General features: G+C 63.8%; 19 protein-coding genes. 7 read left to right on the top strand and 12 right to left on the bottom strand.

Features of this window, described 5'->3' with window-relative positions; translation table 11 throughout:
* Positions 1–70: 70 nt before the first annotated feature.
* Together J4D28_RS15610 and J4D28_RS15605 are read right to left on the bottom strand one after the other, a co-directional pair.
* Positions 71–1,000, bottom strand: coding sequence for an electron transfer flavoprotein subunit alpha/FixB family protein (locus J4D28_RS15610; protein WP_009042879.1), 930 nt, complete (start codon positions 998–1,000; stop codon positions 71–73).
* A gap of 2 nt (positions 1,001–1,002) precedes the next feature.
* Positions 1,003–1,752, bottom strand: a complete 750-nt coding sequence (locus J4D28_RS15605; RefSeq protein WP_016702138.1) for an electron transfer flavoprotein subunit beta/FixA family protein — start codon at positions 1,750–1,752, stop codon at positions 1,003–1,005.
* Between the two features lie 546 nt (positions 1,753–2,298).
* On the opposite strand from J4D28_RS15605, the gene J4D28_RS15600 reads away from it, so the two are divergent.
* Positions 2,299–3,963: an electron transfer flavoprotein-ubiquinone oxidoreductase gene (locus J4D28_RS15600; protein WP_016702137.1), complete on the top strand. Its 1,665-nt coding sequence runs from the start codon at positions 2,299–2,301 to the stop codon at positions 3,961–3,963.
* A 181-nt stretch (positions 3,964–4,144) separates the two neighbouring features.
* Here J4D28_RS15600 and J4D28_RS15595 read toward each other — a convergent pair whose 3' ends face one another.
* Positions 4,145–5,035 (bottom strand): AraC family transcriptional regulator, encoded by an 891-nt coding sequence (locus tag J4D28_RS15595; RefSeq protein WP_016702136.1) that lies wholly within the window; start codon positions 5,033–5,035, stop codon positions 4,145–4,147.
* A 180-nt stretch (positions 5,036–5,215) separates the two neighbouring features.
* Between J4D28_RS15595 and J4D28_RS15590 the strand changes: the two genes are divergently transcribed.
* The gene (locus J4D28_RS15590) at positions 5,216–6,268 is read left to right on the top strand and encodes an NAD(P)-dependent alcohol dehydrogenase (RefSeq protein ID WP_016702135.1); all 1,053 of its coding nucleotides are present in this window, start codon (positions 5,216–5,218) and stop codon (positions 6,266–6,268) included.
* Positions 6,269–6,360: 92 nt separating this feature from the next.
* On the opposite strand, the gene J4D28_RS15585 is transcribed toward J4D28_RS15590, so the two are convergent.
* The 6 genes from J4D28_RS15585 to J4D28_RS15560 form a co-directional block, all read right to left on the bottom strand.
* Positions 6,361–7,158, bottom strand: a complete 798-nt coding sequence (locus J4D28_RS15585) for an IclR family transcriptional regulator (RefSeq protein ID WP_103331021.1) — start codon at positions 7,156–7,158, stop codon at positions 6,361–6,363.
* Positions 7,159–7,213: 55 nt separating this feature from the next.
* A complete protein-coding gene (locus tag J4D28_RS15580) occupies positions 7,214–8,524 on the bottom strand; it encodes an MFS transporter (RefSeq protein WP_009047858.1) in 1,311 nt (436 codons plus the stop codon).
* A 156-nt stretch (positions 8,525–8,680) separates the two neighbouring features.
* Positions 8,681–9,829 (bottom strand): galactonate dehydratase, encoded by a 1,149-nt coding sequence (dgoD, locus tag J4D28_RS15575; RefSeq protein WP_038631146.1) that lies wholly within the window; start codon positions 9,827–9,829, stop codon positions 8,681–8,683.
* 48 nt (positions 9,830–9,877) lie between these two features.
* Positions 9,878–10,498: a 2-dehydro-3-deoxy-6-phosphogalactonate aldolase gene (locus J4D28_RS15570; protein ID WP_053268545.1), complete on the bottom strand. Its 621-nt coding sequence runs from the start codon at positions 10,496–10,498 to the stop codon at positions 9,878–9,880.
* A 13-nt stretch (positions 10,499–10,511) separates the two neighbouring features.
* Entirely contained in the window at positions 10,512–11,510 is a 999-nt protein-coding gene (locus J4D28_RS15565) for a 2-dehydro-3-deoxygalactonokinase (RefSeq protein WP_101282027.1), read from the bottom strand.
* A 376-nt stretch (positions 11,511–11,886) separates the two neighbouring features.
* Positions 11,887–12,366 carry a GNAT family N-acetyltransferase gene (locus tag J4D28_RS15560; protein WP_007928100.1) on the bottom strand — a complete coding sequence of 160 codons (480 nt, stop codon included), beginning with the start codon at positions 12,364–12,366 and terminating at the stop codon, positions 11,887–11,889.
* A gap of 258 nt (positions 12,367–12,624) precedes the next feature.
* On the opposite strand from J4D28_RS15560, the gene J4D28_RS15555 reads away from it, so the two are divergent.
* The 4 genes from J4D28_RS15555 to J4D28_RS15540 all read left to right on the top strand — a co-directional run bounded on the left by J4D28_RS15555 (position 12,625) and on the right by J4D28_RS15540 (position 15,284).
* Positions 12,625–13,275, top strand: a complete 651-nt coding sequence (locus tag J4D28_RS15555) for an HD domain-containing protein (RefSeq protein WP_009047853.1) — start codon at positions 12,625–12,627, stop codon at positions 13,273–13,275.
* A 108-nt stretch (positions 13,276–13,383) separates the two neighbouring features.
* Positions 13,384–14,598 (top strand): MFS transporter, encoded by a 1,215-nt coding sequence (locus J4D28_RS15550; protein WP_103331020.1) that lies wholly within the window; start codon positions 13,384–13,386, stop codon positions 14,596–14,598.
* Positions 14,599–14,684: 86 nt separating this feature from the next.
* Positions 14,685–14,993 carry a hypothetical protein gene (locus J4D28_RS15545; RefSeq protein WP_038631138.1) on the top strand — a complete coding sequence of 103 codons (309 nt, stop codon included), beginning with the start codon at positions 14,685–14,687 and terminating at the stop codon, positions 14,991–14,993.
* A gap of 36 nt (positions 14,994–15,029) precedes the next feature.
* Positions 15,030–15,284 carry a hypothetical protein gene (locus J4D28_RS15540; RefSeq protein ID WP_009042865.1) on the top strand — a complete coding sequence of 85 codons (255 nt, stop codon included), beginning with the start codon at positions 15,030–15,032 and terminating at the stop codon, positions 15,282–15,284.
* Between the two features lie 69 nt (positions 15,285–15,353).
* Here the strand turns inward: J4D28_RS15540 and J4D28_RS15535 are convergent, their stop codons facing one another.
* Positions 15,354–16,334, bottom strand: coding sequence for a DUF3829 domain-containing protein (locus J4D28_RS15535; protein ID WP_009047849.1), 981 nt, complete (start codon positions 16,332–16,334; stop codon positions 15,354–15,356).
* A gap of 400 nt (positions 16,335–16,734) precedes the next feature.
* Here J4D28_RS15535 and J4D28_RS15530 point away from each other — a divergent pair, with 400 nt between their 5' ends.
* Positions 16,735–17,115, top strand: coding sequence for a hypothetical protein (locus J4D28_RS15530; protein WP_016702160.1), 381 nt, complete (start codon positions 16,735–16,737; stop codon positions 17,113–17,115).
* Positions 17,116–17,185: 70 nt separating this feature from the next.
* Here the strand turns inward: J4D28_RS15530 and J4D28_RS15525 are convergent, their stop codons facing one another.
* Positions 17,186–18,118: a PfkB family carbohydrate kinase gene (locus tag J4D28_RS15525; protein WP_103331018.1), complete on the bottom strand. Its 933-nt coding sequence runs from the start codon at positions 18,116–18,118 to the stop codon at positions 17,186–17,188.
* The gene (locus tag J4D28_RS15520) at positions 18,111–19,577 is read right to left on the bottom strand and encodes a cytosine permease (protein ID WP_103331017.1); all 1,467 of its coding nucleotides are present in this window, start codon (positions 19,575–19,577) and stop codon (positions 18,111–18,113) included. The genes J4D28_RS15525 and J4D28_RS15520 overlap by 8 nt, the downstream gene beginning before the upstream one ends.
* Between the last annotated feature and the right edge of the window lie 62 nt (positions 19,578–19,639).

Raw genomic sequence — 19,639 nt, 5'->3', positions numbered from 1 at the left:
CCCACTCACATCCCAGACAATAAAAAAGCCCGGCCAAAAGACCGGGCTCTTTATAAGTGAAGCCGCTGGATTAGACCAGCTTCTCCAGCTCAGGTACGGCTTCGAACAAGTCCGCTACCAGGCCGTAGTCGGCCACCTGGAAGATCGGCGCTTCTTCGTCCTTGTTGATCGCAACGATCACCTTGGAGTCTTTCATGCCGGCCAGGTGCTGGATCGCGCCGGAGATACCGACGGCGATGTACAGCTGTGGCGCAACGATCTTGCCGGTCTGGCCGACCTGCATGTCGTTGGGTACGAAACCTGCGTCGACCGCGGCGCGCGAAGCACCCACGGCGGCGCCCAGCTTGTCGGCCAGGGCGTACAGGTGCTTGAAGTTGTCGCCGTTCTGCATGCCGCGGCCGCCGGAAATGACGATCTTGGCAGCGGTCAGTTCAGGACGGTCGGACTTGGCCAGCTCTTCGCCGACGAAGCTCGATTTGCCTGCATCGTGAGCGGCAGCAACCGCTTCGACAGCGGCCGAACCACCTTCGGCGGCAACCGGGTCGAAACCGGTGGCACGCACGGTGATGACCTTCACGGCAGCGTTCGATTGCACGGTGGCGATGGCGTTACCGGCATAGATCGGACGCTTGAAGGTGTCGGCGCTTTCTACCGAGATGATCTCGGAGATCTGGTCGACGTCCAGTTGCGCGGCAACCCGCGGCAGGATGTTTTTGCCGTTGGAAGTGGCGGCGGCCAGGATGTGGCTGTAGCCCTTGCCCAGCTCTGCTACCAGAGGGGCAACGTTTTCCGGCAGCTGGTGCGCGTAGGCGGCGTTGTCAGCGGACAGGACTTTGCTCACGCCAGCGATTTTCGCAGCGGCTTCAGCCACGGCGCCAGCGCCCTGGCCGGCAACCAGAACGTGGATGTCGCCGCCAATTTTGGCAGCGGCGGCAACGGTGTTCAGGGTGGCCGGGGCCAGCACCTTGTTGTCGTGTTCAGCGATTACCAAGATAGTCATGATCAGATTACCTTCGCTTCGTTTTTCAGTTTCTCGACCAGTTCAGCGACCGACTTGACCTTGATACCCGCGCTGCGTGCAGCCGGCGCTTCGACTTTCAGGGTCTTGTTGGTAGAGGCGGTGGAAACGCCCAAAGCATCAGGAGTCAGCACTTCAAGCGGCTTCTTCTTGGCTTTCATGATGTTTGGCAGGGACGCGTAGCGCGGCTCGTTCAAACGCAGGTCGGTGGTGACGATCGCCGGCAGGCTCAGCGAAACGGTTTGCAGACCGCCGTCGATTTCACGGGTCACGGCAACCTTGTCGCCCGACACTTCGACCTTGGAGGCGAAGGTGCCTTGAGCGTAACCGCTCAGGGCAGCCAGCATCTGGCCGGTCTGGTTGTTGTCGCTGTCGATGGCTTGCTTGCCAAGGATCACCAGTTGAGGCTGTTCCTTGTCGACCACGGCCTTGAGCAGCTTGGCCACGGCCAGCGAGTTCAGTTCATCAGCGGATTCGACGAGGATGGCACGATCGGCACCCAGCGCCAGGGCGGTACGCAGTTGCTCTTGAGCAGTAGCGGGACCGATGGAGACGACGACGATTTCAGTCGCTACGCCTTTTTCTTTCAGGCGTACGGCTTCTTCCACTGCGATTTCGCAGAAAGGGTTCATCGACATCTTGACGTTGGCGAGGTCGACGCCGGAATTGTCCGCCTTGACGCGAACCTTGACGTTGTAATCGACAACGCGTTTGACAGCTACAAGAACCTTCATGGATTCCTCGTTACTCTCCGGTGAAAAGAAAGTCGCCTAGGCGAACCTGGCGGTTGATGCTCATCGGGCACAAGGGCACCTCTAAAAACGCTGGCATTGCCCCTTGGGACAGCAGACAGATGACCCTGCTCACGGGATGATGACCGTTCGTCAGTAGCGACTGGCCGGTCATTCTTTATCGCGGCGTGTAAACTGCGCGTTGCGTCACCTTGTACTGCTTTCGCCCTGTCTTTAGAGGTGCTCTTGAAACCAACAGTCAGCCTACGGCGAGCGCAAAACCGACCGTATCTTGACCGGAACGCCTATTCTGGTCAATACGCCAAAATGGTCTGTCATAAGCCGCGCTTCTTTGATTTACATGGGCTGCAGCAAATTCAAACAAACGTTTGTATTGGACGCTAAGAGTGGTGTAGATATAATGCGCCGCCTAGAGATAAAGGCGGGTCGTTCATTGTCCCCTCCCCTGTTTGGCGGAGAAAACCATCGATGCGACACCCAACCTCCAATTAGAAAAAAACCGTTGAGCCTTGAGTAGGAGATAGCCTAGTGGAACGCGAATACATGGAATTCGACGTGGTCATCGTCGGTGCCGGCCCCGCTGGCTTGTCCGCCGCCTGCCGACTGAAGCAGAAGGCCGCCGAAGCCGGTAAGGAAATCAGCGTCTGCGTGGTCGAGAAAGGCTCCGAAGTCGGTGCTCACATTCTTTCCGGCGCTGTGTTCGAACCGCGCGCCCTGAACGAGTTGTTCCCGGACTGGAAGGAACTCGGCGCCCCGCTGAACACCCCGGTCCAGCGCGATGACATCTATGTCCTGAAAAACGCCGACAGCGCGACCAAAGTTCCCGACTTCTTTGTGCCCAAGACCATGCACAACGAAGGCAACTACATCATCTCCCTGGGCAACCTGTGCCGCTGGCTGGCCCAGCAGGCCGAGAACCTGGGCGTGGAAATCTACCCGGGCTTCGCCGCCCAGGAAGCGCTGTTCGACGAGAACGGCGTGGTCCGCGGGATCATCACCGGCGACCTGGGTGTCGATCGCGAAGGCAATCCGAAGGAAGGCCTGTACACCCCCGGCATGGAGCTGCGTGGCAAGTACACCCTGTTCGCCGAAGGCTGCCGTGGCCACATCGGCAAGCAGCTGATCAAGCGCTTCAACCTGGACAGCGACGCCGACGCCCAGCACTACGGCATCGGCCTCAAGGAAATCTGGGAAGTCGACCCGGCCAAGCATCAGCCAGGCCTGGTGGTCCACACCGCCGGCTGGCCGCTGGACATCATGGGCACCGAGAACACCGGCGGCTCCTTCCTTTATCACCTGGAAAACAACCAGGTGGTGGTCGGCCTGATCGTCGACCTGTCCTACAGCAACACCTACCTGTCGCCGTTCGACGAGTTCCAGCGCCTCAAGCATCACCCTGTGTTCAAGCAGTACCTGGAAGGCGGCAAGCGCGTCAGCTACGGCGCGCGGGCCATCTGCAAAGGCGGCCTGAACTCGCTGCCGAAGATGGTGTTCAAGGGCGGCGCGCTGATCGGTTGCGACCTGGGCACCCTGAACTTCGCCAAGATCAAGGGCAGCCACACCGCCATGAAGTCCGGCATGCTCGCCGCTGACGCCGTGGCCGATGCGCTGTTCGCCGGTTCCGAAGGCGCCGACGAGCTGAACACCTATGTAGAAGCGTTCAAGTCCAGCTGGCTGTACGAAGAACTGTTCGCCAGCCGCAACTTCGGCCCGGCGATCCACAAGTACGGCGCCATCGTCGGCGGCGGTTTCAACTGGGTCGACCAGAACATCTTCGGCGGCAAGCTGCCGTTCACCCTGCACGACACCAAGCCGGACTACGCCTGCCTGAAGCTGGCGGCGGACTGCAAGAAGATCGACTACCCGAAACCGGACGGCAAGCTCAGCTTCGACAAACTCAGCTCGGTGTTCATCTCGGGTACCAACCATGAAGAAGAACAGCCTTGCCACCTGAAACTGACCGATCCGAGCATCCCGATCGGCAAGAACCTGCCGCTGTACGATGAGCCTGCTCAACGCTACTGCCCGGCCGGGGTGTATGAAGTGATCACCAAGGAAGACGGCGAGAAGCGCTTCCAGATCAACGCGCAGAACTGCGTGCACTGCAAGACCTGCGACATCAAGGACCCGGCGCAGAACATCACCTGGGTCGCGCCGGAAGGCGCGGGCGGCCCGACTTACCCGAACATGTAAGGCGTACACTCAAAGAAAAAAGGCTCCCGAACGGGGGCCTTTTTTATTGCCAGCACCACTGCCCCGCTTCTGTAGGAGCACAGCTTGCGTGCGATAAGGCCTTGGCAATGTCTCTGTCAGACCGCGTCGCTATTCATCGCGGGCAAGCCTCGCTCCTACAGAAGAGTGTCGCGCCACGCCATCATGCCGCTCGCTCATCCCCCGGATTGCGCTCGAAGTAGCGCTTGTATTCACGACTGAACTGCGAGGTGCTCTGGTACCCCACCCGATGCGCCACCTGGGCCACGCCCAGCCCTTCCCCCAGCAGCAACTGCTGCGCCTTGAGCAAGCGCAGGCGCTTGAGGTACTGCACCGGCGACAGCAGCGTGCTGCGCTTGAAGTGCTCATGGAAGGTCGAGGCGCTCATGTTCGCGCAACGGGCCAGGGTCTCGACGTTCAGCGGCTCGGTGTAATGCTCGTGCAAGTGATTGAGCGAGGCGGAAATCCGCGCGAATTGCCCGTGCTGCTCCACCAGCGCGCGTAGCACATCGGCCTGCGGCCCGCGCAAGACGGTGAACATCAACTCGCGCAAACGCGCCTGGCCCATGACCTTGCACTCCAGAGGATCGTGCAGGCAGCGCAGCAGGCGCTCCACGCAACCGCGCATGGTGTCATCGAGCACCACCGAGGTCATGGACTCCGGGGTCTGCGCCTGGGCGCTGCGCCCCGCAGCAACGCCCATCGCCAGCACCAGTTCGCCCAACAATGCCCGGTCGAGGGCGATGGACACCCCGAGCAACGGCGCATTGGGCATGGCGAAGGTCTCGCACTCGAAAGGCACCGACAGCGCCTGGATCAGGTAATGCCCGGCGCCGTACTCCAGGGTCCGCGGGCCCAGGTACGCCAGTTTGCTGCCCTGGACGATGATCATCAGGCTCGGCTCATAGATCTGCGGGCCACGGGCCACATCGCAACTGGCCCGCAGCACCATGACCCCCGGCAGCTCGGTGGGGACGAAACCATCGCGGGTCGCAAGGGGCTGGATCAGGGATACCAGGGTGGCGTTGGCATCGAGATGACGGGTCAACAACATGGGGAAAACTTCACGGAAAAAGGGATGAAAACATCATCGCAGGTCTGAACGCCAATGCCGCGCGCAAATGGCCGATGGCGGAGGAATAGGCATGACATGCCGAGGAATCGCCATGTTCGCGCCCGGCAGCGGCGCCGAGAATGGCCCGCCTCACCTGTCAGTGCTTTTGCGAGGTTTATCATGTACACAGCCATCGGTTACGCCGCCCAGTCAGCCACCACGCCCCTCGCCCCCATGAGCTTTCAGCGACGCAGCCCGCGCCCCGACGACGTGGCCATCGAGATTCTCTACTGCGGCGTCTGCCACTCCGATATCCACCAGGCCCGCAATGAATGGGGCATCGCCGTGTACCCGCTGATGCCGGGCCACGAGATCGTCGGCAAGGTCACCGCGGTCGGTGCCCACGTGACCAGGCACAAGGTCGGCGACCTGGTCGGCGTCGGCTGCATGGTCGACTCCTGCCGGCATTGCGAGGCCTGCGCCGCCAACCTGGAGCAATACTGCCTGGAAGGTCCGACCATGACCTACGCGACCCCGGACCGGGTCGACGGCAGCAACACCATGGGCGGGTACTCCGACAGCATCGTGGTCAGCGAGCATTTTGTCGTGCGTATCCCCGAGAAACTCGACCTGGCCAGCGCCGCGCCGATCCTCTGCGCGGGCATCACCACCTACTCGCCGCTCAAGCATTACGGGGTGAAGGCTGGCGACAAGGTGGGCATTCTCGGCATGGGCGGTCTGGGCCACATGGGCATCAAGTTCGCCAAGGCCCTGGGCGCGGAAGTGACCCTGTTCACCCGTTCGGCGAGCAAGGCCGAGGAAGGTCGTCGCCAGGGCGCCGATCATGTGATCGTCTCCACCGATGCCGAGCAGATGAAAGCCGCGGCCGGCCGCTTCGATTTCCTGCTGGACACCATCCCGGTGCAACACGACCTCAACCCCTACCTGGATACCCTGCGTTTTGACGGCGTACACATCCTGGTCGGCCTGATCGAACCGGTGGACCCGCCCGTGCACGCGGCCAAGCTGGTGCTGGGCCGTCGCGTGCTGGCCGGCTCGCTGATCGGCGGCATCGCCGAAACCCAGGAAGTGCTGGATTTCTGCGCCGAGCACAACATCACCTGCGACATCGAAATGCTCGACATCCGCCAGATCAACGAGGCTTACGCGCGGATGATCGCCGGCGATGTGAAATACCGCTTCGTCATCGACATGGCGACCCTCAAGCAATAAACCGCGTGCTGTAGGAGCGAGGCTTGCCCGCGATGGCGATGGACCTGGAAAAATCCCATCGCGGGCAAGCTCCGCTCCTACAGAAGCCTGAGTCAGCCGCCGAGCTCGGCGGAGATGCCAGCCGCGGCCTGCTTGATCACCGGGATCAGCTCGGCCATCTTCTCCAGCGGCATGTACGGCACCGTGCTGGCGATACTGATGCCGGCGACGATCTTGCCGCTGGCATCACGGACCGGCGCCGCCACACAACGGATCGACGGTTCGTTGTCCTCCAGGTCGAAGGCATAACCGCCCGCCACATATTCCTGCATGCGCTGCTGGAACTGCTCCCAGGTCGGCTCTTCATGCTGCGGCCAGAGGGCATTCCTGCCGCCCGCCGGCAGGCTCACTTCATATAAACGCTGCCACTCTTGCGGCGGGCTATCGAGCAGCAGCGCCTTGCCGATCCCGGTGCGCGCCAGCGGCATGCGATGGCCGACCCGCGAGCGCATTTCCGGGCCGTTGCGCCCAGGGTTCTTGTGCAGGTACAGCACATCGTCGTCTTCGCGGATCGCCAGGTGAATGGTGTCGCCGGTCAACGCCGACAGCTCGTCGAGGAATGGCCTGGCCAGGGTCACCAACGGCAAGGCTTCGCGGGCCTGGAAACCCAGCTCGATCAGCTTCGGCCCCAGCAGGTAGCCGACCTGCGGCACCACCCTCAGGTAACGCTCGTCCACCAGGCAACTGGCCAGGCGATGGGTGGTACTGCGGGTGGTGCCGATCAGCCGGGCGATTTCCTTGAGGTCGCGGGCACCGCTGGCCACGGCCTGCACCACCGCCAGGCCACGGAGCAATGTCTGGGTACCCGTGGGGGCGGCGTCCTTGGCGGTCTTTGCTGCGTCGTCCTGCATATCCAACCTTTTGAGGGTGAGAACGGGCGGCATTATGGTCGCCCGCCCCCCGCCACTACAACTCGATACGCTCGACCTTGCCCACCAGCAGCACGTAGGACAAGGCCCCCGCCAGCGCCAGCACGGCAATGTAGGTAATGGCCGGGGCGAAGGAGTCGCCGCTGGCCAGGAAACCGATGACGATCGGCGTGGCAATCGCCGACAGGTTGCCGATGAAGTTGAACACCCCGCCGGTCAGCCCCAGCAACCGTGCCGGTGCCAGGGTCGAGACCAGCGACCAGGTGATCGAGGCCAGGCCGTTACCGAAGAACGCCAGCGCCAGGAAGGCGATCACCAGCGGCGTCGACTCGACGAAGTTGGCGCCGATGATCGAGGTGGAAATCAGCAGCCCGCCAATGATCGGCAGCTTGCGGGCAAAACCCACCGAGGCGCCACGCCGGATCAGCCAGTCGGAGAAGAACCCGGAACACAGCACGCCGACAAAGGCCGCGAGGAACGGCAGCGACGCCAGCAGGCCGGACTTGATGAAGTCCATGCCGCGGTACTTCACCAGGTAAGTGGGGAACCAGGTGAGGAAAAACCACAGGGTCGAATTGAGGCAGAACTGCCCCAGATAAATGCCCCACAGCTTGCGCTTGCTCAGGACGATCCCCAGGTCCGTCCAGTTGAAACGCGCCTTGCGCTTGGCCGTCTCGCGCTGGATATCCACCAGGCCGCCACCCTGGCGGATCAGGTCGATTTCCGCCGGGTTGGCGCCCTTGAAATCCCGTGGTTCGCGATACACCGCGTACCAGATCGCCGCCCACAGAATGCCCACCGCGCCGGTGACGACAAACACCATCTGCCAGCCAAAGGCATGCTGCAGCCAGGCCAGCACCGGGGTGAGAAAGGCCAGGCCGACAAACTGCCCGGAGGTGTAAAAGCCGATGGCCGTGGCGCGCTCGCGCTCGGGAAACCAGGTGGTCACCACCCGGCTGTTGATCGGATAGGCCGGCGCCTCCAGCGCACCCACCGCCATGCGCAGGACGAACAGGGCGATAAAGCTGGCGGCAAAACCGAGCATCACCGTCGCCAGCGACCACAGCAGCAGCGCCGCGGTGTAGAGAATGCGCGGCGGCACCCGGTCCACCAGCCAGCCACCGGGGATCTGCATGGCGGCGTAGGTCCAGCCGAAGGCCGAGAAAATCAGCCCGACGTGGATCGGGTCGATGCCCAGGTCGCTGGTCAGCGCCGGCGCGGCGATCGACAGGTTGCTGCGGTCCAGGTAGTTGATCACCACCGTGATGAACAACAGCAGCATGATGAAAAAACGCTTGCGGCTCGGCGCGACCAGCGACGCCTGCCCGGTGAAGGTTTCCGGTTGCATGGGAATGCCTCTTCTTATGGTTATTGAGGGCAATGTTTCTCTGTACCTGTAGGAGCGAGCTTGCTCGCGATGGCGTCGGTTGCTTCACGGCGATAAGAAGTCAGACCCTGTCGTCTGCATCGCGAGCACGCTCGCTCCTACAAGCAATGAATCAACTCACCATTCGGCAAAGCTGCCGTCGGCGTGGCGCCAGATCGGGTTGCGCCAGCGGTGGCCGATGGCCGCGCGCTCGATGACGTATTCCTCGTTGATCTCGATACCCAGGCCCGGGCCGTTGGGGATCTTCACCATGCCTTGCTGGTAGTCGAAGACGCGCGGGTCCTTGACGTAGTCCAGCAGGTCGTTGCTTTCGTTGTAATGGATGCCCAGGCTCTGCTCCTGGATGAAGGCGTTGTAGCAGGCCGCGTCCAGTTGCAGGCAGGCGGCCAGGGCAATCGGCCCCAGCGGGCAATGCAGGGCCAGGGCCACGTCGTAGGCTTCGGCCATGTTGGCGATCTTGCGGGTCTCGGTGATGCCGCCGGCATGGGAAGCATCCGGCTGGATAATGTCGACGTAGCCTTCGCTGAGCACCCGTTTGAAATCCCAGCGCGAGAACAGCCGCTCGCCCAGGGCGATCGGCGTGTTGGTCAGCGGCGCCAGCTCCTTGAGGGCCTCGTAGTTTTCGCTGAGCACCGGTTCTTCGATAAACATCAGCTTGTAGGGATCGAGTTCCTTCATCAGCACCTTGGCCATGGGCTTGTGCACCCGGCCATGGAAGTCGACGCCGATCCCGACGTTAGGCCCCACCGCATCACGCACCGCGGCCACGTTGGCCAGGGCCAGGTCGACTTTGTCGAAGGTATCGAGGAACTGCAGCTCCTCGGTGCCGTTCATCTTCACCGCGGTAAAACCACGCGCCACCGCCTCTTTGGCGGCGCGCGCGGTATCGGCCGGACGGTCGCCGCCGATCCACGAATAGACGCGGATCTTGTCTCGCACCTGGCCACCCAGCAGGTCGCTGACCGACACGCCCAGGGCCTTGCCCTTGATGTCCCACAGCGCCTGGTCGATACCGGCCAGGGCACTCATGTGGATCGCGCCGCCACGGTAGAAGCCGCCGCGGTAGAGCACGGTCCAGATGTCCTCGATATTGCGCGGGTCCTTGCCGATCAGGTAATCGGCCAGCTCGTCCACAGCGGCGGCCACCGTGTGTGCCCGCCCTTCGACCACAGGCTCACCCCAGCCGATGACGCCCTCGTCGGTCTCGACCTTGAGAAAGCACCAGCGTGGCGGAACGATAAAGGTGGTCAGTTTGGTGATTTTCATCTTCTTGTCTCTCTTGTCGGATGCAGCGCCGACGGCGCAGAAAAAGTCTTAAGCCAGGGCGTTCCAGGCGGCGACATAGGCCTTGGCGCGAGTCGCCACCTCAGCCGCGCTCATCCCCGGCTTGAACAACCCGGAACCGAGGCCGAAGCCCTTGACCCCGGCGTCGACGAACACCTGCATGTTGTCCGGGGTGATCCCGCCCACCGGCAGCAGCACGGTGCCGGCCGGCAATACCGCGAGCCAGGCCTTGACCACCGCCGGGCCCATCTGCTCGGCGGGGAACAGCTTGAGCACGTCGGCGCCTTCGGCCAGCGCGGCAAACGCCTCGGTCGGCGTGGCCACGCCGGGGGACAGATACAGGCCGGCGGCCCTGGCCGCGCGCAGCACCTTGGGGTCGCTGTGGGGCATGACGATCACCTGGCCGCCCGCGTCCTTGACCTGCTCGACCTGCTCCGGAGTCAGCACCGTGCCGGCGCCGATCAGGCAATCGGCGGGCAAGGCGTCGCGCAGGATGCGGATGCTGTCGAAGGGCTGTGGAGAATTGAGCGGCACCTCGATAACCCGAAACCCCGCCTGATACAGCACCTCGCCGATGGCCGCCGCTTCTTGCGGACGCAGCCCCCGGAGAATGGCGATCAGGCCGTTGTGTGCCAGTGCTTGCTTGAGCATGTCGGACCTCTTTTCAAGGGTGAGCGCAAGGGACGCGCGCCAGCAGCCCGGCCGCTTCAGCCAGGTGCCATAAACCGCGTTCGGTGGCCTGTTCGGCCAGGATTACCCGGGGAAAACCGCAGGCGGACAGGGCCCGGCTGTAGCGGGCGCAAAGCTGGGCATTGCCGATCAGCACGATCGATGGCAACGGGTCGCTGTGACGGCGGCGCCGCTGCACGGCGGCCAGTGCGCAAAGTTCGTGGCCGATCAGCAGGCCCGACAGATAGTCCGGCTGGGCGCGGCCGCTGAGTTCACCGGTCAACCCCAGGCTGCGGGCGCTGAACAGAGTCGACAGCGGGCCGATCTCGCCCTCGACGGACAAGGCCACCTGCACGCCGCGATCGAAGGCCTCGGTGTCGAACGCCGCGCCACGCTCCTGGGTACGGCCGAGAATGCTGTGTTGACTGAGCACGGCGAACAGCTCGCCGGTCATGAAGGTGTCGAAATGGACGATGCAACCGTCGGCCACCTGCACCCATTTGGAATGACTGCCGGGCAGGCCGATCAGCACGTCGTCCCCTGCCCCGCCCGCCAGTTGCGGCAGCACACCCAGCACCTGGGTTTCTTCGCCCCGCATCACGTTCGGCAAGCGCGAACGCTGGATCACCCCCGGCACGATATGCACGTCCACCCCGCGCCGGCTGCGCAAGGTCACCAGGGCCTGTCCGAGCTGGGCGACATCCGCCGGGGTCTCGCAGTAACTGGCCTCGCGCCAGCCCTGGGCGCTGCCGACCATGCCGCAGGCAATCACCGGCAACCCCGGCTGCGCGTCGAGCCAGTCGCCGCAGGCGTCGTCGAAGGCCAGTTCGAAACCGTTGTCGCAGCGCTGGCCGGCAATCATCCGCGCCACTTTCGGCAACTGCATGATCCCCGAGGTCAACGCGCGCTGTTCCAGCACCTGGCCGCCTGCTGCGAGTTTGTAAGCACGAAGGGAGGTGGTTCCCCAATCGAGCGCGATCAATTGCGCCTGCATCGCTTCACCTGTGAGTTGTTTTTGGCAGTGAGTGCGTAAGAGCTGATGGCGGCGACTATAAACCCGACTCAAATAAAATCTCAATATATAAATATAACTCCCATATTGTGGGATTTATTGATTTGCATGAGAACAGCCCGCTATTGCCTGGTTTTCATGGCAGCAGGCAGGCGTCGACCGCCTGTCCCTACAAGGGAACAGGAACCGGCAACGAGTGAGATCGGTTTTTGAGCCTGGGCAGTGAAGGCGGGCCTAAGCCCGAAGGAAAACGACGGCCGCCCCGAGTACACAGGGCGGTCTTGACAGCGAGGGGTCTTGAAAGGAATCGCGAGCAACCGGATAGCGAGCGGCTGCCCCTACAGCGTTGACGATGGACTCAGCCCTGGGCGAACGCGCGCAGTACATCGCCATCCATGCGGTACCTCACCCACTCTTCCTGAGGCTGGGCGCCCAGGGACTTGTAGAACTGGATCGCCGGTTCGTTCCACTCCAGCACGCTCCACTCGAAGCGCCCGCAACCGTTGTCGCAGGCGATCCGCGCCAGGTGCCGCAGCAGCTGTTTGCCAGCTCCGCCGCCACGTTGTGCCGGGGTAATGTAGAGGTCTTCCAGGTACAGGCAGTTGCTGCCCAGCCAAGTGGAATAGCTGAAGAAAAACACCGCGAAACCGATCGGCACACCATCGCGCAGGCAGATCAGGCCGTGGGCCGTGGCGCCCTCGCTGAACAGGCTGCGCTCGATGTCGGCGACGCTGGCGATGACCTCATGGCGAGCGCGTTCGTAATCGGCCAACTCCCTGATGAAGGCAAGGATTTGCGGTGCATCGCTGGGCACGGCTGGACGGATTTCGACGGACATCGGCGGGTCTCGGTTAGAAGGCAGGCGGCCATATTAGATCGACAGGGGAAGGACATGCACGGGTATTTCACAGGGATATGCCTGGAGGTCGTGGCGGGTGATTGTCCATGTCGGAATTGCCGATTCCCGCGACCAGCGCCGCAGACTGACCGACCGGCCAGCCAACAAAGGACGCAGGTATGAGCGCCATGGGCCTTATCGCCGCCTTCGACAGCGGCTACAGTGGCGCGTTATTGACCCGCTGATGGCTCCCTCCTGATGACCGCCCACGCTTTTGCTCCCCTGCCCGATCTCGCCAATACCCTGCTGCCCCACGCCTTGGAGCCTGTCGACGACGGCGCCCACGACCTGTCGCACCTGCAGCGGGTGTGGGCCAATGTGCGGCGCATCGCCAAGGAAGACGGCGGCGATTTGCAGGTGCTGCTGGCCGCCACCCTGCTGCACGACTGCGTCGCCGTGGAAAAGAGCTCACCGCTGCGCGCCCAGGCCTCGCGCCTGTCGGCGGAAAAGGCCGCGGCCCTGCTGCACCGGCTGGGCTGGCCCGAAGCCAAGATCGCCGCGGTGGCCCACGCCATCGAAGCCCACAGTTTTTCCGCCGCCATCCAGGCCGACACCCTGGAGGCGAAGATCCTGCAGGACGCCGACCGTCTCGACGCCCTCGGTGCTCTCGGCGTGGCCCGCACCTTCTATGTCGGCGGCCGGTTGAACCGAGCCTTCTACGATCCCCACGACCCGCACGCCGAGCACCGCGGCTATGACGACCTGAACTTCACCCTCGACCACTTCCACACCAAGCTGCTGCACCTGGCCGAGGGCTTTCAGACCGTGACCGGCGCGCGCCTGGCGCAGGTGCGGCATACCCGCCTGAAGCGCTTCATGGACGAGTTCATCGACGAGATCGGCGGCTGACTTACTCCGCTAGGCGCTAACCCTGAAGCCTGCAAGATCACAACTAACGCGACAGCCGCCCATGGTAGAACGGCGCCTCATGAATCCAACAAGAAACGAGGCCTGCGCATGTCCAGCGCTACCCCACCACCCATGGTTCCAGCCAGGCTGTTCGGGCTGTTCTGTGTCGCCAGCTACCTGCTGTCGCTGTCCTATGGCTCGACCTTCCTGCTCTCGCTGCTGATCGGCTCGCGCGGTGGCAATGAGCACGATGCCGGCAGCGTGATTTCGGTCGCCATGCTCAGCACCTTGGTCGCGGTGATCTTCTCCGGGCACCTGTCGGACCTGCTGGGCGCCGCGCGCTCGATTGCCCTGTTCGGTTGCCTGCTGGTGGTCGCCAGCCTGGGCTTTGCCCTGACGCCCGGCTTTGGCGATGCCCTGCTGTTTTTCGGCCTGACCCTGGGCCTGGGCTGGGGCGTGTTCTACACCCTGGGGCCGATCATCGTCGCGATGATGGTGGCGCCGGCACAGCGGGCCAGATTCTTCGCCCTGCTGTCGGGCAGCATGATGAGCGGCATCGGCTCGGGCCCGCTGCTGGGGCGGCTGGCCAGCGCCCTGGGCTACCCATTGACTGCGGCCTTTCTGCTGGCCGCGGCCGCCAGCCTGATCGGCGTGCTGATCTTCTGGCGCCTGGGCGCGCTGCTGAAGAGACACCCCAGCCATCTGGGGGCCGGCGCGGCGAAAATCAGTTGGGCCAGCAGCGCCCGGGTGCTCTCGTCCAAGGCCTTGTTCCCGATCCTCATGGTCGGTCTCGGCGGCTGCGTATTCGGCGGCCTGTCGAGTTTCCAGACCAGCTACGCGGCCTCCCGCTCGCTGGACTATTCGCTGTTCTTTCTCGGCTTCATGGTGGCCGCCATCGGCAGCCGCCTGCTGATCGCCGGCTTCGTGGTCAAGCGCGACGCCTATCGCACGGCGTGCCTGCTCTCGGGGCTGATGCTGGGGTCGATCCTGATGTTCCAGCTGCTGGTCGATGACACGGTGAGTTATCTGCTGGCCGCCGTGGTCCTGGGGGTCGGCTACGGCCTGACCTACTCGGTGATCAACGGCCTGGCCGCCAACGAAGCGCCGCCCGGCGACACCTCGCAAGCCTTGCTGCTGTTCAGCCTGGCCTATTTCATCGGGGTGTTCGGTTTTCCGCTGCTGGCCGGCCGGATCATCGTCGAACAGGGCATGCCGACCCTGATGCTCACGGTGCTGGGCATCGCCCTGCTGAACTGGCTGATCAGCGTCGGGCGCCTGGTCTGGCGTGGGCTGAAGCCCGACGGGGTGGCGCAGAACGCCTGAACCGTTCGTCGTTCATCAGGCACCAATCAAAATCACCGGCAGCCCAAGATCAGGTAGCGACTCTAAAAACGAATGGAGGCGACATCATGATCAAATCCAGGCTGACGCTCCTCGCCCTGGCCGGGCTGCTGTCCTCGGCGGCCTTCGCCGGCGCCAGCGGCCCCACCGATCCGGTGGAACGGCCAAAGTCCCCGGCCACCCAAGGCTCGCCGAGCATCAATATCAACCCGCCGCAGGTGGACGAAAGCACCCTGCCCCCCGCCACGGGTACCGATCCGCGCATCCAGGGCAACGACACCGGCCGCGCCGGTACCCTGGACACCGACCCGCCGGACAGCAAGCCGAAAACCACCACCGGCGGCACAGGCTCCGAAGGCCACGGCACCGATCAATGAACCAGGCACGCACCTTTCCCCCACACAGAGGTCCGCATGAACGTCGACAAAGAGCTGGAAAAAGAAGTGCTCACCCGCTTGCTGCACGCCCACCCCAACGGCCTGGGCAAGGAGGTGCTGGATAACTATCGCGGCGAAAGAGTCGTGGCCAGTACCCTGGCAATGTTGCAGGAACGCGGCTTGATCAAGGAGGGCCATGTCACCCTCAACCCGGCGGGCGAACATGCCCTGAACCTGCCGATCAAGCTGACCGCTTCCGGAGTGGAAGCGGCCCGCAAGCTGGACGCCTGATCGAAGGCCCGGGCGTTCGTTTGCGCCCACCGGCACCCGCGTCGCGACGCGGGTGCCGCCAGCGCCGATTCAGCAGGTCGGATGGTTGAAGCGATTGATCATGTTGCCGTAGGTGCGGTTGTAGCGGTTGGCCGAGCGAACGATGCTCGAGCTCTGCATATGCGCCGGCAGGTTCTTCATCGCGCCTTCGGGAGCGCGCTTGTACACCCCGTCCTTGACGTCGCGGATGATCGAACGCGACTGGCCGATGAACTCATTGATTTCCAGCATGCCGCCACCGCACGACTTGCCGCTCTGCGCCGCCTGGGCGCTGACCTTGCCATTCCAGCCCGCGGCCGCGTCGGCCACCAGTGCCAGGGACTTCTCGAAAGCCGCCAGGGCCTGCGGATCGTTCGGTTCGGCGAACAGCGTCTCGGCATCGGCGGTGTTGAGTTTGCCGTAGTAGATCAACCCGGCACGGTAGTAGGCCGCGGTGTCTTTCGGCGCCTCGTCGAAGGCTTGCTTGGTCAGCGCCAGGTCACGCGCGCCAAGACCTGCGTAGAAGTCCTGCTCCTTTTCGCTGACCGCGGTCAGGGCGGCCAGATAGGCCTGGCTCTGGCGACGGGCTAGCTCGCCGTTGTCGCTCAGGTAGCCCTTGGAAGTCGCGTAGTTCTGCAGCTCATGACTCAGCGGCGAGAGGGTTTTCAGCGCCGCGGAAAAGGCCTGGGCCGCCTGATCCACTTCCGGGATTGGTGTATCGATGGCCAGGGCGCCATCCAGGGCCTGGCTCAGGCGATCGATGAGGATATCGTTGCCGACGCTGAAAGCGCTGATCGGCGCCTTGCTCGCCAAGGCTGGCACCTCGTACTGCTGGTAACGCTGGAGGAATGTCTGGAAGGATTCGCTGATGCTGTTCGCCGCACCGACGTACTGGTTGTATTTATCGATTTCCTGCTGCTTGGCATCGACCTGTGCCGCGGGCTGGCTGACCTTTTCAGTCTTGTCGCCACAACCGGCCAGCAGCACGCTGCCGCCCAACAGGGCCGCAGCCAAAAACATCCGGGTATTCATTGGTTCATTCCTTTAAAAACAGGCCACGACCACACCGCACGGCAGCGGCAGACCGGTGACGGGGTTGGATTTGCGCAACAGGGGATTGATAGCGGGCGTACTGTATCGATCAGCCGCCCCTGATCTGGGGCGTAAGAATCATCCATGAGCATCTCGCGAAAAGGCCTGACAACTCGTCAGACGCATCCATTTCCGGGGCAGGCATTGTGCGAGACTTCCCCCGCCCTGGCAAACCTCGGGCCGCCCTGGCCTGCCGCTTTTGTGCGCAATGCTGTGCTTCTGTGACAGCGATCACACCCCTCTGGCACTGGCGTCGAGAGCCCCATTCGTCGATTCCCGGGCACTTATCGGCCTTCCTCCCGACCCAACTTCAGGTACCCATTGCCAAAGGAGAGCCCTCATGCCTCGTGGAAGCAAAGCCAAATACACCGCCGAACAGAAGCGCAAGGCCGCGCATATCGAAGCCGGCTACGAAGCCAAGGGCGTGCCCAAGGACGAGGCCGAAGCGCGCGCCTGGGCCACGGTGAACAAGCAGTCCGGTGGAGGGGAACGGGCTGGCGGCTCCGGGCAACGCACACCGGCCTCGGAAAAGGCCGCCGCACGCCACTCCTCGGCCAGGCGTGCCGCCGCCAGCCGTGAGGGGTACGCCCGTAACAGCCAGGCTTCGCTGAGTACCCAGACCAAAGACAGCCTGCTGAAGGAAGCCCGGGTGAAGAACATCCGCGGCCGCTCGACCATGAGCAAGCAGGAGTTGATCGACGCATTGCGCAAGGCGGGATAAACCGCGATCGCGAGCAGTGCTCCCTGTAGGAGCGAGCTTGCTCGCGATCCCCTCACTCCGTCAGCAAGTGTCAGGCGTGGACGCCGTTCCCATTGACCAACGCATCCACCTCCGCCGCCCCCGGCGCGGTGGCCGGGCCCCAGCGGGTCACCGCCAGGGCCGCCGCGGCATTGGCACGACGCGCCGCCTGCAACGGCTCCAGCCCCTGCGCCAGGGCTGCGACGAAGACTCCGGCATGGGCATCGCCAGCGCCGTTGCTGTCCACCGCCTGGACCTTGAAGCCCGGTACATGGGCGCTGTGGCCATGCTGGCTGACCCAGCAGCCTTGCGGGCCGTCCCTGACCACCAGCAACACCTCCTGCGGCAGCCCCTCATGCAGGCGTCGCAGGGCTGCGCCGATGCTCGTGGTCCCGGTGAAGCGCAAGGCCTCGACGCTGTTGCTGGTCCAGAGATCGATACGCGGCAGCAGCCGGCGCATCGCCACGGAGTCCGACGAATCCACCAGCGGGCCCGGATCGAACACCAGCCGGATCGCCCGTGGCAAGGCCAGCAGCCAGTCCAGCAAGGCCTCGGCCTTGCCGGCATGCAGCAGGCTGTAGCCGCTGACATAGACAAAGTCGTCGGCCTGCACCGCGACACCGGCCAGGTCCTGGGCCGACAGTTGGCCTTCCGCCCCGATGTAGGAAATGAAGCTGCGTTCGGCCGTGGCTTCGGTCAGCGCCACGCACAGGCCGGTGTCCTCGATGCGGCTGGCCGAGAGAGTGACCTGGATGCCCTCGGCACGCATCGCTTCCCGCGCCAGCGCCCCGAAGCGGCCGTTGCCGTGCCGCCCCAGGTACAGCACCGGCAAGCCGTTTCGCTGGGCGGCAGCCATCACGTTGAAGCCTCCGCCGGCCTCGAAGCTGGCGGACTGTGCCAGCACGTCGCCGCCGGAGCTCGGCAGGCGGTCTACGGACATCACCAGATCGACGATGACCTGGCCGGTGTGCAGCATTCTAGGCATTGGCATTCTCGACAAAAGCGCCGCGGCGATCCCTGGCCCCACCCAGCACGGCATACACGCCGCCGGCTACCAGGAAGGTGACGATCCAGCCCAGGCCGTTATGGCCCAGCCAGGAATCGGCCAGCGGCCCGGCGAACCAGACGTTCTCGGCGCTGGTGCCGATGGTGGTGAAGCTGAAACCCAGCACTATGGCCAGTGCCCAGGCACCTAAGGCCCGCCATTCGACACCGCCGCGATACCAGTAGGCGCTGCTCGGGCTGACGTCCAGCAGGTCCTTGGGGCTGTAGTAGTGACGGTGGATCAGGTCGACCACGAAGATCCCGACCCAGGCGGTGAGAGGCACTGCCAGCAAGGAAATGAAGGTAATGAACGGCCCGTAGAAACTCTCGGCGATCAGCATGAAGTAGATGGAGCCGGCGAAGATCGCCACGATGTCCACCACCACCGCGTACACCCGCTTGACCTTGAGCCCCAGGGTCAGGGTGGTCAGGCCGGCCGAGTACACCGACAGGTTGTTCGACAACAGCAGGCCGCCGAAAGCGGTGATCAGGTAGGGCACCGCCATCCAGGTCGGCAGCATGTCGCGGATCGCCACGATCGGGTCGGTGGCCGAGGCCAGGTCATCGTTGCCCACCGACAGCAGGCCACCCAGGGTAATCAGCAGCACCAGCGGAATGCCGGCGCCGAAGGCCGCCGATGCCACCAGGCGCGAGGCCTTGACGCTGCTGTGCTGGTAACGCGACATGTCGGCACCGGTATTGGCCCAGCCGATACCGGTGCCCGCGGCCATGGTGCCGATACCGATGATCATCGCGCTCAACGGCGCCGGGGTGGCGTTGAACACCGCGCTCCAGTCGACGGTGGCGCAGAGGAAGCCGCCCACCAGCAGGTTCAGCGCGCCGAACACATAGGTGGCCCACTTCTGGATCACCAGCAGGGTCGCGTGGCCGAGGCCGGAGACGGCCAGGGTCAACAGCACGAAAATGCCGATGAACAGCAGGGTCAGCAGCGGCGCACTCTTGGCTTCCACCGGCGAGCCGAACAGGATCGAACACAGCGACAGCAGGACGAAGGCAGCGGTGGTGGTGTTGACGGTTTCCCAGCCCACCCGCGACATCAGCGACACCAGGGTCGGGCCGATATTGCCGCGCACGCCGAAGATCGCCCGCGATAGCGTCAGGCTCGGCGCCCGCCCGCGACGCCCGGCGATGGAGATGATCCCCACCACCGCGAACGAACCGGCGGCACCGAGGATAGCGACGATGATCGCCTGCCCGATCGACAGGCCACGAAAAGCCACCAGGGTCGCCCCCAGCGGCAAGCCGAGGATGCTGATATTGGCGGCGAACCAGACCCAGAACAGTTGCAGCGGATGGCCGTTGCACTCGCCTTCCGGCACCGGCTCGATGCCACGGGTTTCCAGCTGCCCGGCGCTTTGCCCGGGGTTCGATGCACTCATGAAAACACTCCTGTTGCCTTTGTTGTGATTGTCGGCAATTTCGGAAGTCGATCAGACGTCCC

The sequence above is a fragment of the Pseudomonas sp. GW531-T4 genome, assembly GCF_017349615.1.
In the GTDB taxonomy this organism is placed as follows: Bacteria; Pseudomonadota; Gammaproteobacteria; order Pseudomonadales; family Pseudomonadaceae; genus Aquipseudomonas; species Aquipseudomonas chlororaphis_I.
The sequence above is the reverse complement of the archived record's forward strand: the minus strand, read 5'-3'. Positions and strand labels throughout refer to the sequence as shown.

Bases quoted from the DNA above. Each gene is read 5' to 3' on its own strand.
- J4D28_RS15610 (WP_009042879.1), bottom strand. From the start codon at position 1,000: ATGACTATCTTGGTAATCGCTGAACACGACAACAAGGTGCTGGCCCCG.
- J4D28_RS15605 (WP_016702138.1), bottom strand. From the start codon at position 1,752: ATGAAGGTTCTTGTAGCTGTCAAACGCGTTGTCGATTACAACGTCAAG.
- J4D28_RS15595 (WP_016702136.1), bottom strand. From the start codon at position 5,035: ATGTTGTTGACCCGTCATCTCGATGCCAACGCCACCCTGGTATCCCTG.
- J4D28_RS15590 (WP_016702135.1), top strand. From the start codon at position 5,216: ATGTACACAGCCATCGGTTACGCCGCCCAGTCAGCCACCACGCCCCTC.
- J4D28_RS15585 (WP_103331021.1), bottom strand. From the start codon at position 7,158: ATGCAGGACGACGCAGCAAAGACCGCCAAGGACGCCGCCCCCACGGGT.
- J4D28_RS15580 (WP_009047858.1), bottom strand. From the start codon at position 8,524: ATGCAACCGGAAACCTTCACCGGGCAGGCGTCGCTGGTCGCGCCGAGC.
- dgoD (WP_038631146.1), bottom strand. From the start codon at position 9,829: ATGAAAATCACCAAACTGACCACCTTTATCGTTCCGCCACGCTGGTGC.
- J4D28_RS15570 (WP_053268545.1), bottom strand. From the start codon at position 10,498: ATGCTCAAGCAAGCACTGGCACACAACGGCCTGATCGCCATTCTCCGG.
- J4D28_RS15565 (WP_101282027.1), bottom strand. From the start codon at position 11,510: ATGCAGGCGCAATTGATCGCGCTCGATTGGGGAACCACCTCCCTTCGT.
- J4D28_RS15560 (WP_007928100.1), bottom strand. From the start codon at position 12,366: ATGTCCGTCGAAATCCGTCCAGCCGTGCCCAGCGATGCACCGCAAATC.
- J4D28_RS15555 (WP_009047853.1), top strand. From the start codon at position 12,625: ATGACCGCCCACGCTTTTGCTCCCCTGCCCGATCTCGCCAATACCCTG.
- J4D28_RS15550 (WP_103331020.1), top strand. From the start codon at position 13,384: ATGTCCAGCGCTACCCCACCACCCATGGTTCCAGCCAGGCTGTTCGGG.
- J4D28_RS15545 (WP_038631138.1), top strand. From the start codon at position 14,685: ATGATCAAATCCAGGCTGACGCTCCTCGCCCTGGCCGGGCTGCTGTCC.
- J4D28_RS15540 (WP_009042865.1), top strand. From the start codon at position 15,030: ATGAACGTCGACAAAGAGCTGGAAAAAGAAGTGCTCACCCGCTTGCTG.
- J4D28_RS15535 (WP_009047849.1), bottom strand. From the start codon at position 16,334: ATGAATACCCGGATGTTTTTGGCTGCGGCCCTGTTGGGCGGCAGCGTG.
- J4D28_RS15530 (WP_016702160.1), top strand. From the start codon at position 16,735: ATGCCTCGTGGAAGCAAAGCCAAATACACCGCCGAACAGAAGCGCAAG.
- J4D28_RS15525 (WP_103331018.1), bottom strand. From the start codon at position 18,118: ATGCCTAGAATGCTGCACACCGGCCAGGTCATCGTCGATCTGGTGATG.
- J4D28_RS15520 (WP_103331017.1), bottom strand. From the start codon at position 19,577: ATGAGTGCATCGAACCCCGGGCAAAGCGCCGGGCAGCTGGAAACCCGT.